11 protein-coding genes are annotated in these 13,270 nt (G+C 63.3%); 9 read left to right on the plus strand and 2 right to left on the minus strand.

All coding sequences use genetic code 11. The features are described from left to right. The first annotated feature begins 132 nt into the window (after window positions 1-132). The 3 genes from AC3EA7_RS03705 (at window position 133) to AC3EA7_RS03715 (ending at window position 4,201) form a co-directional block, all read left to right on the plus strand. Window positions 133-1,113 carry a zinc-dependent alcohol dehydrogenase family protein gene (locus AC3EA7_RS03705; protein ID WP_488612683.1) on the plus strand — a complete coding sequence of 327 codons (981 nt, stop codon included), beginning with the start codon at window positions 133-135 and terminating at the stop codon, window positions 1,111-1,113. 184 nt (window positions 1,114-1,297) lie between these two features. Further along, window positions 1,298-2,563: a glycosyltransferase gene (locus tag AC3EA7_RS03710; RefSeq protein ID WP_488612684.1), complete on the plus strand. Its 1,266-nt coding sequence runs from the start codon at window positions 1,298-1,300 to the stop codon at window positions 2,561-2,563. A gap of 306 nt (window positions 2,564-2,869) precedes the next feature. Continuing rightward, a complete protein-coding gene (locus AC3EA7_RS03715) occupies window positions 2,870-4,201 on the plus strand; it encodes a serine hydrolase domain-containing protein (protein WP_488612685.1) in 1,332 nt (443 codons plus the stop codon). 3 nt (window positions 4,202-4,204) lie between these two features. On the opposite strand, the gene AC3EA7_RS03720 is transcribed toward AC3EA7_RS03715, so the two are convergent. Then, a complete protein-coding gene (locus AC3EA7_RS03720) occupies window positions 4,205-5,071 on the minus strand; it encodes an RluA family pseudouridine synthase (RefSeq protein ID WP_488612686.1) in 867 nt (288 codons plus the stop codon). 229 nt (window positions 5,072-5,300) lie between these two features. Between AC3EA7_RS03720 and AC3EA7_RS03725 the strand changes: the two genes are divergently transcribed. The 5 genes from AC3EA7_RS03725 to AC3EA7_RS03745 all read left to right on the plus strand — a co-directional run bounded on the left by AC3EA7_RS03725 (window position 5,301) and on the right by AC3EA7_RS03745 (window position 11,342). Then, complete coding sequence (locus AC3EA7_RS03725) at window positions 5,301-7,424, plus strand: NAD(+) synthase (protein WP_488612687.1); 2,124 nt, start codon at window positions 5,301-5,303, stop codon at window positions 7,422-7,424. Window positions 7,425-7,437: 13 nt separating this feature from the next. Then, complete coding sequence (locus AC3EA7_RS03730) at window positions 7,438-8,556, plus strand: Gfo/Idh/MocA family protein (RefSeq protein ID WP_488612688.1); 1,119 nt, start codon at window positions 7,438-7,440, stop codon at window positions 8,554-8,556. Next, a complete protein-coding gene (locus tag AC3EA7_RS03735) occupies window positions 8,553-9,602 on the plus strand; it encodes a Gfo/Idh/MocA family protein (RefSeq protein ID WP_488612689.1) in 1,050 nt (349 codons plus the stop codon). Before AC3EA7_RS03730 ends, AC3EA7_RS03735 begins: the two co-directional genes overlap by 4 nt. 97 nt (window positions 9,603-9,699) lie before the next feature. Continuing rightward, window positions 9,700-10,476 (plus strand): sugar phosphate isomerase/epimerase family protein, encoded by a 777-nt coding sequence (locus AC3EA7_RS03740; protein ID WP_488612690.1) that lies wholly within the window; start codon window positions 9,700-9,702, stop codon window positions 10,474-10,476. After that, complete coding sequence (locus AC3EA7_RS03745; RefSeq protein WP_488612691.1) at window positions 10,473-11,342, plus strand: sugar phosphate isomerase/epimerase family protein; 870 nt, start codon at window positions 10,473-10,475, stop codon at window positions 11,340-11,342. The genes AC3EA7_RS03740 and AC3EA7_RS03745 overlap by 4 nt, the downstream gene beginning before the upstream one ends. On the opposite strand, the gene AC3EA7_RS03750 is transcribed toward AC3EA7_RS03745, so the two are convergent. Beyond that, a complete protein-coding gene (locus AC3EA7_RS03750; protein ID WP_488612692.1) occupies window positions 11,257-12,003 on the minus strand; it encodes a lysoplasmalogenase in 747 nt (248 codons plus the stop codon). The genes AC3EA7_RS03745 and AC3EA7_RS03750 overlap by 86 nt on opposite strands. A gap of 339 nt (window positions 12,004-12,342) precedes the next feature. Between AC3EA7_RS03750 and AC3EA7_RS03755 the strand changes: the two genes are divergently transcribed. Beyond that, window positions 12,343-13,056, plus strand: a complete 714-nt coding sequence (locus AC3EA7_RS03755) for a dienelactone hydrolase family protein (protein ID WP_488612693.1) — start codon at window positions 12,343-12,345, stop codon at window positions 13,054-13,056. The last annotated feature ends 214 nt before the right edge of the window (window positions 13,057-13,270 follow it).

Here is a 13,270-nt window from a genome sequence, read left to right on the forward strand (position 1 = left end):
CCCCTCACCTCACGCCCCTCGCCTCACGCCCCTCCGCGCACCTTTCCCGCGCGCAACGTGCAACGCGCACTATTCATGGTACACTACCGATTGTCACGCACCCGGCTCACATTGCAGGAGAGAAAGCACATTATGCGTGCCGTTCGTTTCGCCTCTTTTGGGGAACCCACCGATGTTCTGACGGTCGAAACCATTCCCGCCCCGCAACCGGGTCCTGGTCAGGTGCTGGTGCGGGTGCAGGCTCGCCCGATCAATCCCTCCGACCTGTTTGTCATTCGCGGGTTGTACGGTACGTTACCGCGACTGCCCGCCGTTCCCGGCTTCGAAGGCGTCGGCGTGATCGTCGGCGTCGGCGAAGGGGTGACCGACCGCACCATCGGGGAACGGGTCATTCCGATGGGCGCGGCGGGACTCTGGCAGGAGTATGTGGTCGTTCCCGCCGCCAGAACCATTCCGGTTCCCGCTTCAATCGGCGACCAGCAGGCTGCGACAGCGCTGGTCAATCCGGCGACCGCCTGGCTGATGCTCACTGAGACGCTACGGGTTGAACCCGGTGAGTGGGTGCTGCAAAACGCCGCCAATTCCGTCGTCGGGCGGCACGTCATCCGGCTGGGGCGACGCCTTGGCTTCCGCACGATCAACGTCGTGCGACGGCGTGAGGTTATCGATGACCTGCGCGCCCTGGGAGCAGATGAACTGATCTGCGAGCAAGACGAGAATGTGGTTGCACGGGTGCATGCTCTCACAGGCGGAAAAGGGGTGCGCTACGCGCTCGACTCGGTCGGCGGCGCAAGCGGGTCGCGTCTGGCAGCATCGCTCGGCGCCGGTGGGACGATGCTCGTCTATGGCGCCATTGCCGGCGAGCCGCTTACCCTCCATCCGGGAATGCTGCTGTTCCGCAGCGCCTCGATCCGCGGTTGGTGGCTGTCGCACTGGTTTCAGACCGCCACGCCAGACCAGGTGCAGACCCTCTTCACTACGCTGTTCGGGTTGATCGCCGATAGCACGCTGGAAACGCTCATTGCAGCCGAGTATGACCTCGCCGATGTGCGAGAAGCGGTCATTGCCGCTGAACAAAGGACCCGTCCTGGAAAAGTGCTGCTGGTGGGGTAGTTCGCAGGCGACGGCAGTGCATACAAAATGGCCGTTTGATCGTATAATGTCGGGGAATACAGCGCACAGAGGCGCAGGAGGGATGCGGCAACCGCATCCCTCTTGATGTCTGACGGTATTTGCCTGCGGAGAAGCGCCAGGTACGCGCTTCCGTACATATCACAGGTTTCAGGAGAACAATTGCATGCGCATCGCAACACTCAGCGTTCATAGCAGCCCCCTCGCACGCCTGGGAGGCAAGGAGGCGGGAGGAATGAACGTCTATGTTCGTGAATTGAGCCGCGAGTTTGGACGGCGTGGCATCCTGGTCGACATCTTCACCCGCGCTCAGGAACGCAACACGCCGCCGGTTGTCCAGATCGACCGGGGGGTGCGGTTGATCTCTGTGCGCGCCGGTCCTCCCGCGCCATACGATAAGAATCGTCTGCTGGACTATCTTCCGGAGTTCGTTGGCCGGGTGCGCTGTTTTGCCGATAGCGAGGACCTGCATTACGACATCATCCACAGCCACTACTGGGTCTCCGGCGAAGCGGCGCTGGCGCTGCGTCGCAGTTGGGGCGCACCCATTGTTCACATGTTCCACACCCTTGGCGCAGTGAAGAATCAGGTGGCGCGCGGCACAGAGGAACATGAGACCGGACGACGGGTTGCCGTCGAGGGACGCATTCTGCGCGAGGCCGACGCGATCGTGGCGGCGACGCCGCTCGACCGGGCGCAGATAGTCTGGCACTATAGCGCCGATATGGCGAAGATCAGGGTGGCGCCGGCTGGGGTCGATCTACGCCGCTTTCAGCCACGCGATCTGTCGGCGGCGCGTGCAGCGCTCGATCTGCCGCCGCCGCCGCACTGTGTCATCCTGCTGGTGGCGCGCATCGAGCCGCTCAAAGGCATCGACACGCTGATCGAAGCCAGCGCGCTCTTGCTGCAACGCCGCCCTGAATGGCGCGGCGCACTGACGACGCTGATCGTCGGCGGTGGGAGTGAAGAGGAACGCGCGTCCTGGAATGTCGAGCAACGCCGCCTCGACACGATCCGTCGGCGGCTCGGCGTGGCTGATGTCGTCCACTTCGCCGGAGCGCAACCGCAGGATCGTCTGCCACTGTACTACGCCGCCGCCGATGTCGTCACCATGCCATCGCACTATGAGTCGTTCGGGATGGCGGCGCTCGAAGCGCTGGCGTGCGGCACACCGGTTATCGCTACGAATGCAGGAGGTCCGGCATTCATTGTCGAAGATGGCGTTAGCGGGTTGTTGACCTCGCCGGGCAACCCGACGATGCTGGCAAACCATCTCGAGCGCCTGTTGCAGAACAACGCGGAACGCGCCGCGATGGGCGCAGCCGCGCGCGAACGCGCATTGCAGTTCGACTGGGAACACGTCGCCTGCGATATTCTTAGCATCTACCGCGATCTCCTCCAGCCGTGCAGCGTCCGGGCGCGGGTCGGGTAAGGCGGGAACTCGCCTCTCGCGCGCGCTCGGCGGCAACGCGCACCAGTGCAGCGTCCGGGCGCGGGTCGGGTAAGGCGGGAACGTTGCTGTTGAACATAGAACGTGGCACAGGGTGACAGATGGCAGGTGCGAAGGTTAAGGCAACTCCTGACCCCTGGCCTGCTTCTCGGTTCTCAGTTCTCGGTTCTCAGTTCTCGGTTCTCAGTTCTCAGTTCTCAGTTCTCAGTTCTCAGTTCTCAGTTCTCAGTTCTCAGTTCTCAGTTCTCGGTTCTCAGTTCTCGGTTCTCAGTTCTCACATCTGGTAGAATGCAACTCGTGTATTCTCAACCTCGTTCCCGCCGTCGGCGGCGTCATCACGCACAGCGCACCATAACACCGGTCGCGCGCATTGTGGCAATCGCGGCAGGTGCGCTGCTCATCGTGCTCGGCACATGCAGCGCGCCGCTCGTGACCCGCAGGTTTCAGCAGGCAGCCGCACCGTCGCCAACCACGCTTGCTGCAGCGGTCGTCGCACCCGAGTCTACGACTGCCGCTCCTGCAACGCCGCGGCCGACGCCGACACCACAGCCATCGGCGTCTCCGGCGCCTCCGCCAACGCCGACGCTGATGCCGGGGGAGGGTCCTGGCGCACCGCCGCTCAGTCCGCTGGGGCGCGAGATCGATGCGTACCTGACCGGCCTTGCGAACAGTGGGCAATTCCAGGGAGCGGCGCTCGTCGCGCAGAATGGCGAGGTGGTGATTGCAAAGGGGTACGGCAATGCTGATGACAACGCGCCCAATACGGTGCGGACGCGCTTCCGTCTGGCGTCGATCACCAAACAGTTCACTGCTGCCGCTATTCTTGCCTTGCAGCAGGACGGCAAACTGAGCGTTGACGACGCCATCTGCGCCTACCTCGAACCCTGCCCCGACGCCTGGAAGCCGCTGACGATCCGCCACCTGCTGACCCACACCTCCGGCCTGGTCGACTACACCGCTTTCGCCGATTTCGAGCCAACCGAAATGAACCCGACAACGCCGCAGGAACTGGTCGAGCGATTCCGTGGCTTTCCGCTCAGTTTCGCGCCCGGCACGCTCTACCACTACTGCAACTCGAATTATGTGCTGCTCGGATTGATCATCGAGCGTGTGTCGGGCATGGAGTACGCCGATTATCTGGAGGAACGCTTCTTCGCCCCACTTGGAATGACCGACACGGGATACGATACCAACCGCAGCGCGATCGTCGGCGGCGCGCAGGGATATGTCGTGCCCGGCAAGAAATCCGGTTTCCTCGACGCTTCGACGCTCTACGCAGCCGGCGGACTGTACTCAACGGTCAGTGATCTCTTCCGCTGGGATCGGGCGCTCGCCACCGAAGAGGCGCTATCGCGCGCTCAACTGGATCAGATGTTCCTCCCGGCATTGCGCAATTATGGTTTTGGCTGGAAGATCGAAACCATCGACGGGCGGCGGCGTATCAGCCATCCCGGCAACATGACCGGCGTCGCCACATTCTTTGCCCGCTACCCCGATGACCACACGACGATTATTGTGCTGGCGAATATGGAATATGCCAACGTCGAGGGAATCGCCAACTACATCGCATCACGCATGTTTGCTGCGCCGACAACCGCAACCCCGACACCCGCCCGGTGACTGTCACCCCTGGCTTGCCCACTCCGGCGGCGGCGATTGGATGACGAGCGTTGCGCCGCTACGCGGGTGCGGCAGTTCAAGCCTCCCGGCGTGCAGGTGATGGTGCTGCGTTGCATCGCCGTGCCAGGCGGATGGTCCGCCATATTTGACATCGCCGATCAGCGGATGCCCCAGAAAAGCGAGGTGCAGACGGATCTGATGAGAACGTCCCGTGAGGGGCATGGCGCACACCAGCGCCGCATCGTCCATTCGCCGCACGACCTTCAACCAGGTGCGCATGGCTTTGACCGTTCCGCCCTGCGGCAGCACGCGCCCGATCTCTTCGCGCGGAAAAACGCGGAAGAGGCCGCCACGTCCACGTCCGTGACCGGTTTCGATCTCGATCTTGTCGAAGGCGGGTCGCCCGGCGCAGAGCGCCAGATAGGTTTTCTGCACCGTTCCTTCGTGAAAGGCGCGTTGGAGCGCTGCATTGACATCGGGCGCCTTCGAGAGCAACAGGACGCCGGATGTGTCCCGGTCGAGACGATGCGCCAGGTGCAACGGCGGCGCCGACCCGTCGCGCGCCTCCAGGAAACGCGCCAGCGCCACGCGCAGATGCCCCTCCGCATCCCATGGCGTCGCCTCCACATACGTGTCCGTGGGCTTATCGAGTGCAATCAGGTCATCATCTTCGTACAGGATCATTCCTGGCGTCACGACCGGATCGCGGTAGACGCCATCGGGCGGGCGCTGCACAACGACCGTGGCATCGGCAGGCAGCGGCATCTCCGGATCGCGCACACGCCTGCCATTCACCCACACGCTGCCGCGCGCGATCAACCACGCCGCCTTCGCCGCATCGCCGAGTGCAGCAGTGAGTGCGTCGCGCAACGATGCTCCAGGAATTGCGGGTATGGTCTCGTGCATGCGTCGTATTGTAGCGCATGGACACAGCGTGTGGGCGCACCGACGCGGGCGTGGCGCCGTGGGCGCGGCGCTGCCGCGCCCCTACCTGTAACCTTCACACCTGTCACCTGCAACCCTCTTCCCCAACCGGCAAGAAAGTGTTATACTGACACCAAATCGGTTGACTCTACCGCGACATCGAAAGGGAAGTTCTATGCGCCCCTTCAACTCGATCTACACCCACGGCTTTATCCGTGCTGCCGTCTGCATTCCATCCCTGCGCGTCGCCGATCCGGTCTACAATGCCGGCCGCACGCTTGCCCTCGCAGAACGCGCCAGCGCCGCCAATGCCGCCATTGCCCTTTTTCCCGAACTCGGTCTTTCGGCGTATACCTGCGACGACCTGTTCCAGCAAGATGCGCTGCTCGAAGGTGTATTGAACGCTCTGACGCGCCTGATCGACGCCAGCCGCGCTCTGACGCCGGTGCTGCTAGTTGGTGCACCGTTGCGCGTTGACGGCGGGTTGTACAACTGTGCTGTCGTCATGTATCACGGGCGCGTCCTGGGAGTCGTGCCGAAGAGTTATATCCCCAACTACCGGGAATTTTACGAAAAACGACAGTTCAGCGCCGCGCGCGACGCGATCCGGCGCACGATGACGCTGGCAGGCGCTTCTGTTCCCTTTGGCAACGACCTGATCTTCACTGCGGAGAATGTCCCCGGTTTCGCGCTGCACGTCGAAATCTGCGAGGATGTATGGGTCCCCGCGCCGCCAAGCACGTTCGCCGCCCTGGCAGGCGCGACGATCCTTGCCAATCTTTCCGCCAGCAACATCACTATCGGCAAAGCCGACTACCGGCGCACGCTGTGCGCGGCTCAGTCCGGCGTCTGCCTGGCGGCCTACCTCTACTCTGCCGCAGGTCCCGGCGAGTCGACCACCGACCTGGCGTGGGATGGTCATGCGCTGATCTACGAACTTGGCGAACTGCTGGCGGAAAGTGAGCGCTTTGCCCAGGATGAGCAGATCATCACCGCCGATATCGATGTCGAGCGGATCGTGCAGGAACGGATGCGCACCACCAGTTTCGCCGACTCGGCCGGCGATCACCGCGAACGCCTGCACGCTATGCGGCATATTCCTTTCACATTTGAGGTTTCTACTGGCGATGTGCCACTCCGACGCGCCATCGCCCGCTTTCCCTACGTACCCGGCGATCCGGCGCGTCGTGACGAACGGTGCTACGAAGCGTACAACATCCAGGTCCACGGCCTGATGAAGCGTCTGGTCAGCGCCGGCATCGAAAAGGTCGTGATCGGCGTGTCCGGCGGACTGGACTCAACCCAGGCGTTGATCGTTGCGGCGCGCACCATGGACCGGCTCGACCTCCCGCGCACGAATATTCTCGCCTATACCATGCCGGGCTTTGCCACCAGCGACATCACGCTGACCAATGCGCGCAGATTGATGCATGCGCTCGGCGTCAGCGTCGGCGAAATCGACATTCGACCATCGTGCATGCAAATGCTGCACGACATTGGGCATCCCTTTGCGCGCGGCGAACCGGTGTACGACGTCACCTTCGAGAATGTGCAGGCAGGCGACCGCACATCGCATCTCTTCCGCCTGGCGAACCTGCACGGCGCGCTCGTTGTCGGCACCGGCGACCTGAGCGAACTGGCGCTCGGCTGGGCGACGTATGGCGTCGGCGATCACATGTCGCACTACAACGTCAACGCATCCGTGCCAAAGACCCTTATTCAGCACCTCATCCGCTGGGTCGCCGATTCGGGGCAGTTCGACGCTGCGACGAGCGCCATCCTCCGTTCGATCCTCAGCACCGAGATTTCACCCGAACTGGTGCCGCCCGACGGCGCTGATCGTTCGCGTCCTGCGCAGAGCACACAGGCGATCATTGGTCCCTATGAGTTGCAGGACTTCAACCTTTTTTACATCACACGCTACGGCTTTCGTCCGAGCAAGGTCGCTTTTCTTGCGTGGAACGCCTGGAGCGACGCAGCCTGCGGTGAATGGCCCACCGGACTTCCGGGCGACGAGCGTCGTCAGTACGATCTGGCAACGATCCGGCGCTGGCTCGAAGTTTTTCTCTGGCGTTTCTTCAAAACCAGTCAGTTCAAACGTTCAGCGCTGCCGAACGCTCCTAAAGTCGGCTCCGGCGGCTCGCTCTCGCCGCGCGGCGACTGGCGTGCGCCAAGCGATGCCGAGGCGGATGTGTGGCTCGCAGAGTTGCGCAGGAACGTTCCAGACCGCCTTCCTGCGGAAACGCATGGCATCGCACCTATCAGCGAGAACGAGCCATCATCAACGACTTCAGGATAGAGGAGAATCATCTATGACAGAAGAAGCCAGCCTCCCCGCCCTTCGTTTCGGCATCATCGGCAGTGCCGCAGGAATCGCTGAAACGCACGTGAAAGCGCTTACCCAACTTCCCGGCGCCACAATTGTCGGCATGGCAGATATTGCCATCGAGCGCGGCGAGGCGCGCGCTGCCGAAGCCGGTTGTCCCTTCTTCGCCAATCACCGCGCGATGCTCGACGCTATTCGCCCCGATGTCGCCGTGATCTGCACGCCACACCCGTTCCATGCCGCGCTGGCAATCGATTGTCTGGAAGCCGGCGCGCATGTACTGGTCGAGAAGCCGCTAGCGGTCAGCGTCTCCGAAGCAGACGCCATGATCGCCGCCGCTGATCGCGCCGGGCGAATCCTCGCGGTCTGTTTTCAGCAACGATTTCGCCCGGTCGTTGAGTATTCCCGCGCGCTGATCGAGGCTGGCGACATCGGCGACATCATGCGCGTTCTGTGCGTCGAACCCTGGTTTCGCACACAGTTCTACTATGACTCGGCAGCCTGGCGCGGCACATGGCGCGGCGAAGGCGGCGGCGTGCTTATGAACCAGGGTCCGCATCCGCTTGATCTCCTCTGCCATCTGACCGGACTGCCGGCAAAGGTCTGGGGATGGGTGCGCACGCTGGGGCACGCCATCGAGTGCGAAGATGTCGCACAGGCGTTGCTGGAATATTCCAACGGCGCACTCGGCTACATCTACTTCAGCACGGTCGAAGCCGGCGCGCCGCAGCGCACCGAAATAGTCGGCGACCACGGCGCGCTGGAACTGACCACGGATTACCTGACCATCCGCCGTTTCGCCACGCCATTGAGCGAGTACCGCGCAACCGTGCGGGAGATGTGGAGTCAGCCGCAGGTTCGAACCGAAACGCTTCACCTCCCCGGCCATGGCGGCGGTCATCTGGCGGTTTACCACGATCTGGCGGCTGCCATCGCGGAAGGTCGTCGCCCGCGTTGCGATGCGCGCGAGGCGCGTATGTCGCTCGAACTCGCCAATGCAGTGATCTACTCAGGCATCACCGGGCAGGCGGTCACGCTGCCGCTCGACCGCCAGGCGTATGATGCGCTGCTCGATGACCTGCGATCGGAAAGGAAAAGACTGTGAGCGATGCCGAGGTTCGTTTTGGCATCATCGGCGCCGGAGTTGCCGGACGCTATCACGCGCAGGCGATTGCGCAGACGCCCGGCGCCCGGCTGGTCGCCGTCTGCGCGAGTCGGACTGAACGCGCCATACCACTGGCAGAAGCCTTCGGCGCCGGTGTCGAACCCGATGTTGATGCACTGCTGGCGCGCAATGACATTGATGCGGTCTGCATCTGCACGCCAAGCGGGCAGCATGCTGCGCAGGGCATTGCCGCAGCGCAGGCAGGCAAACATGTGCTGGTCGAGAAGCCAATCGCCACCACGCTGGCTGACGCCGATGCGCTCATCGACGCCTGCCGCGCGGCTGGCGTCCATCTCGGCGTTGCGCTTCAGCGCCGCACCGACCCGGATTTCTGCGCGGTGCGCGATGCAATCGCGGCAGGCGCGTTGGGTCGGCTGGCGCTTGGCATCATTACCGTCCCCTACCTGCGCACCCAGGAATACTACGATTCGGCGGATTGGCGCGGCACATGGGCGCTCGACGGCGGCGGCGTCCTGATGAACCAGGGCATTCATCTGGTCGATCTCCTTCTCTGGCTCATGGGCAATGATGTTGTTGAGGCGCAGGCATACACCACAACGCTGGCGCGCGCTATCGAAGTCGAAGATTGCGTCAGCGCCGCGTTGCGCTTTGCCAGCGGCGCGTTGGGCGCTATCGCCGCTACGACAGTGGTTGCGCCAGGCTTCCCCCATCGCGTCGAGGTCTATGGCACACACGGCGGGGTGCAGATTGAGGGCGAGGCGATTGTGCGGTGGGACACAACAATCGAAACGACCGCTGTTGCACCACGAGCAGGCGGCGGCGCAGGACGTCAGGCAGCCGGCGCGGGCGCGCATCCGACCGGTATCAGCGCCATCGGGCATACCCGCATCATGCACGACTTCGCCGCAGCAATCCGCGACCGGCGCGCGCCGCTGGTCGCCGGCGAGGAAGCGCGCCGCGCGCTGGCCGTCGTGCTGGCGATCTACGAGTCGGCGCGCACCGGACGACCGGCGCGCCCGTCGTAGCAGAGGAGCGCCCCCCTGTGGGCGCCCGCGCAGGGCAGAAGGTAGGAGCGCCCCCCTGTGAACCCCCGCAACAGTGTAGATTTCAAGGAGCCAACCCATGCGTTTTGGTGTCTGTACTACGCCCGATCAGATCGAAATTGTCGCTGCAGCCGGGTTCGATTTCTGCGAACTGCCGGCGCACGCTGTGATGCCGTTCGATGGCGATGCTACGGCAGCGCCAGCACTGCGCGCCATCGCCGCCGCACCCATTCATCCCGAATCCTTCAATGTTCTGGTACCCGGCGACATACCGCTCTGTGGACCGCACGCAGACCTGGAGGTTCTACGTTCCTACCTGCGTCGCGCCTTCGGTCGAATGGCGTCGCTCAGCGCCGCTGTCGCCGTGCTCGGAAGCGGCGCCGCTCGCCGCATCCCCGATGGATGGCCGCGCGATCGGGCGCTCGATCAGATTGCCACTGCGGTGGCGCTTGCCGGTGAAGAAGCCGGACGCTGCGGCATCACCCTGGCGCTCGAACATCTGAACCAGCAGGACTGCAATGTGCTCAACACCGTTGACGAGTGCGCCGCCTTTATCCGCGAACGCGGTCTGCACGATGTGCGACTGCTGGCGGACCTCTACCACATCGAGAGCGAACACGAACCACTCGACGCCGTAGCAAACGCTATGCCACAGGTGGCGCATGTCCATGTGGCTGGCGGCGGGCGACAATCGCCCGATACGCTGGGGTGCGACTATGCCGGATTCATGCGCGTCCTGCGCGCCGCCGGGTACGACGCACGCATTTCAGCGGAGTGCAACTGGCAAAACCTGGCAGCGCAGGCGCCAGTCGCGCTGGCATTCATGAAAGCACAGTGGCAGGGAGAAATACAATGACTTTCGAACGTTTTCTTCTGAGCGCCTTTGGCGACGAAATCGCCGATGATCTTGCCGTGCAACTCGATCTTCTCCGATCCGAAGGCGTTCTGGCGATTGAACTGCGCGGCGTCTGGGGCAGGAACGTACTCGATCTAGATACTGAGGATCTGCGCCGCGTTCGTGAACTGCTCGATGCGAACGGCTTCGTTGTTTCGGCAATCGGCAGCCCCATCGGGAAATCGCCCGTCGCAGCGCCGCGTTCTTTCGAACTGGAGCGGCTCGAACGCGCCATTGTCACTGCCAAAGCGCTTGGTACGCACCTCATCCGGATATTCTCTTTCTACCTACCTGCTGGTGAAGCGCATATCCATCGCAATGAGGTGATAGAGCGCGTGACAGCGTTGACGCATCGCGCAGATGCGTCTGGAATAACGCTGATCCACGAAAACGAAAAAGGCATCTATGGTGATACGGCAGAACGCTGTCACGACCTGCTTACCACGATCAAATCGCCTGCACTGCGTGCCGCTTTCGATCCAGCCAATTTCATTCAGTGCGGCGTCCATCCCATGCGCGACGCCTGGCCGCTCCTCGCCGATTTCGTCGCTCATATCCACGTCAAAGACGCCGTTTTCACCGATGGAAGCGTGCGTCCTGCAGGCGAGGGAGATGGCGATATTCGGGCGCTGCTGGAAGCCCTGCAGTTGCGCGAGTATCGGGGGTATCTGACAATCGAACCGCACATTCAGGCCATTGATGCGTTGGGCAGACTGAGCGGAGCGGAAGGCATGCGCGTCGCTATCCGCGCCCTGCGCAGATTGATGGAAGATGACCCTCGCTCTGACCCCCTTCCAACGCCTCTACAATCAACCCCTGGCCCGTGAGATACGTCAGCCAGATGGCATCGCCAATGTGAGGAAAGAACAGATCACGGAAGAGTTCACCCGCCAGAATGAGGTCGGAGAGAAAGAAGAGCGCGCTGCCGAGTGCAAGTGAGAGATAGCGTGGATCACGCATCGCCAGCGCCGCGCTCATACCGCTCATCGAGGCGAGGAGCAGCGCATAAGCCAGCGCCGCATAGTTCAACACGCCCGCTTTTGCCGGGTTGCGCGCCGCGCCATACCAGCCAATCGCCCCGATGAGCCAGCTCGCCAGCAACGGAATAGCCGCCGATGTCAGCGCACCCCGTCGCGCCAGATGTGCTGCGGTTGCGCCGATATAGCACCCGTGCCCGGCGCCAAACGCGAGCATGCCGAATATGACGTACTCCGGCAGCGGGATGACCCGTGCCATGATCAGATCTCCCAGGAACCCGCATCCCATCCCGGCTGCTGTCAGAGCCGCAGGCCGGCGCAGCGCAGGATCGGCGTTGCGCCACAACAACAGCGCGGCAGACCACACCAGCAACGACGAGAGCATCCGCAACGGCAGCGGAATACGGTTGCGCGCGTCGCCGCGGTTGCCAATCGCCAGGCCCGCCAGCATCACCAGCGCCGCCAGCGCCAGGAGCGCGTATGCCAGTGTGCGAAATTGGGGCGGTTTCATGCTGTCATCCTTCAGACCTTCACACCTGTGGATTCACCACAGAGACACAGAGGACGCAGAGGAACCTGCCTGCAATCTGCGCTTCCCTACCAAGATCCTCGATCCTGTCTGGGCGCGCCCCTACCATTTGCCCGCGTTCAACGTTCAACGGCGCCCGCGCGCGGGCGCGGCACCGCCGCTTGTGGGCGCGGTACGCCGCGCCCCTACTGTTCAACGCGACACGACGTTGCGGTGCAACGTCGCTACTGGCAACGTGAAACGTTTCACCTTCAACCTGCAACCTTCGCACATGATATGATACCATTGAAATCGTTCCCTCCCTATCAGAAGGACACAACCATGCCAGACGTCATCATTCCCGCGCCCGATGGCGCGTTGAACGCCTATCTCGCCACGCCGGACGGCGCGGGTCCCTGGCCCGGCGTCGTTGTCATTCACGACGCGCTTGGCATGCGCAGCGACACGCGCCGCCAGGCGGAGTGGCTGGCGAGCGAAGGGTTCCTCGCAGCGGCCCCCGATCTCTTCGATGGCGGTACGGTGATCACCTGTTTGCGCTCGATCATCCGCGACTATCTGACGTGGCAGGGGATGATGTTCCGCCACATCGCCGCAACCCGCGATTGGCTGGCGCAGCGCAGCGATTGCATCGGCAAGATTGGGGTGATCGGCTTCTGCATGGGCGGCGGATTTGCGTTACTGCTGGCGCCAGGCGACGGATTTGCCGCATCGAGCGTCAACTACGGCGTCTTGCCGAATGATCTCGAACGGGTTCTTGCCGGCGCCTGCCCGATTGTCGCCAGCTACGGCGCAAAGGACGTGACGCTGCGCGGCGCGGCTGGACGCCTCGAGCGCGCCCTGACGTCACTCGGCGTGGATCACGACGTGAAAGAGTATCCTGATGCCGGGCACGCCTTCCTCAACAACCACGATCCGCGCGAGGCGCCTGCGCTGCTGCGCGTGGCGTGGCGCGTGACGCAGATGGGCTACCACGAACCCTCAGCGCGCGACGCGCAGCAACGGATCGTCGCCTTCTTCAACCGGCATCTGCGGTGAATGGCCCTGCCGCCGATCCCGCCCCACCATGCATGATGTGGGCGGGTCTCAGACCCGCCCCGACGCGCATGTGGACGATTGCCCCACGGCGCGGCCTGGACGGGCGGGTCTGAGACCCGCCCCGACGTGCATGCGGATGATTGCCCCACGGCGGGTCTCTGACCGCCCCTTGGACGGACGGGTCTGAGACCCGCCCCGACGCGCATGCGGATGA

The organism is Roseiflexus sp., assembly GCF_057785375.1.

Bases quoted from the DNA above. Each gene is read 5' to 3' on its own strand.
- AC3EA7_RS03705 (WP_488612683.1), top strand. From the start codon at position 133: ATGCGTGCCGTTCGTTTCGCCTCTTTTGGGGAACCCACCGATGTTCTG.
- AC3EA7_RS03710 (WP_488612684.1), top strand. From the start codon at position 1,298: ATGCGCATCGCAACACTCAGCGTTCATAGCAGCCCCCTCGCACGCCTG.
- AC3EA7_RS03715 (WP_488612685.1), top strand. From the start codon at position 2,870: ATGCAACTCGTGTATTCTCAACCTCGTTCCCGCCGTCGGCGGCGTCAT.
- AC3EA7_RS03725 (WP_488612687.1), top strand. From the start codon at position 5,301: ATGCGCCCCTTCAACTCGATCTACACCCACGGCTTTATCCGTGCTGCC.
- AC3EA7_RS03730 (WP_488612688.1), top strand. From the start codon at position 7,438: ATGACAGAAGAAGCCAGCCTCCCCGCCCTTCGTTTCGGCATCATCGGC.
- AC3EA7_RS03740 (WP_488612690.1), top strand. From the start codon at position 9,700: ATGCGTTTTGGTGTCTGTACTACGCCCGATCAGATCGAAATTGTCGCT.
- AC3EA7_RS03745 (WP_488612691.1), top strand. From the start codon at position 10,473: ATGACTTTCGAACGTTTTCTTCTGAGCGCCTTTGGCGACGAAATCGCC.
- AC3EA7_RS03750 (WP_488612692.1), bottom strand. From the start codon at position 12,003: ATGAAACCGCCCCAATTTCGCACACTGGCATACGCGCTCCTGGCGCTG.
- AC3EA7_RS03755 (WP_488612693.1), top strand. From the start codon at position 12,343: ATGCCAGACGTCATCATTCCCGCGCCCGATGGCGCGTTGAACGCCTAT.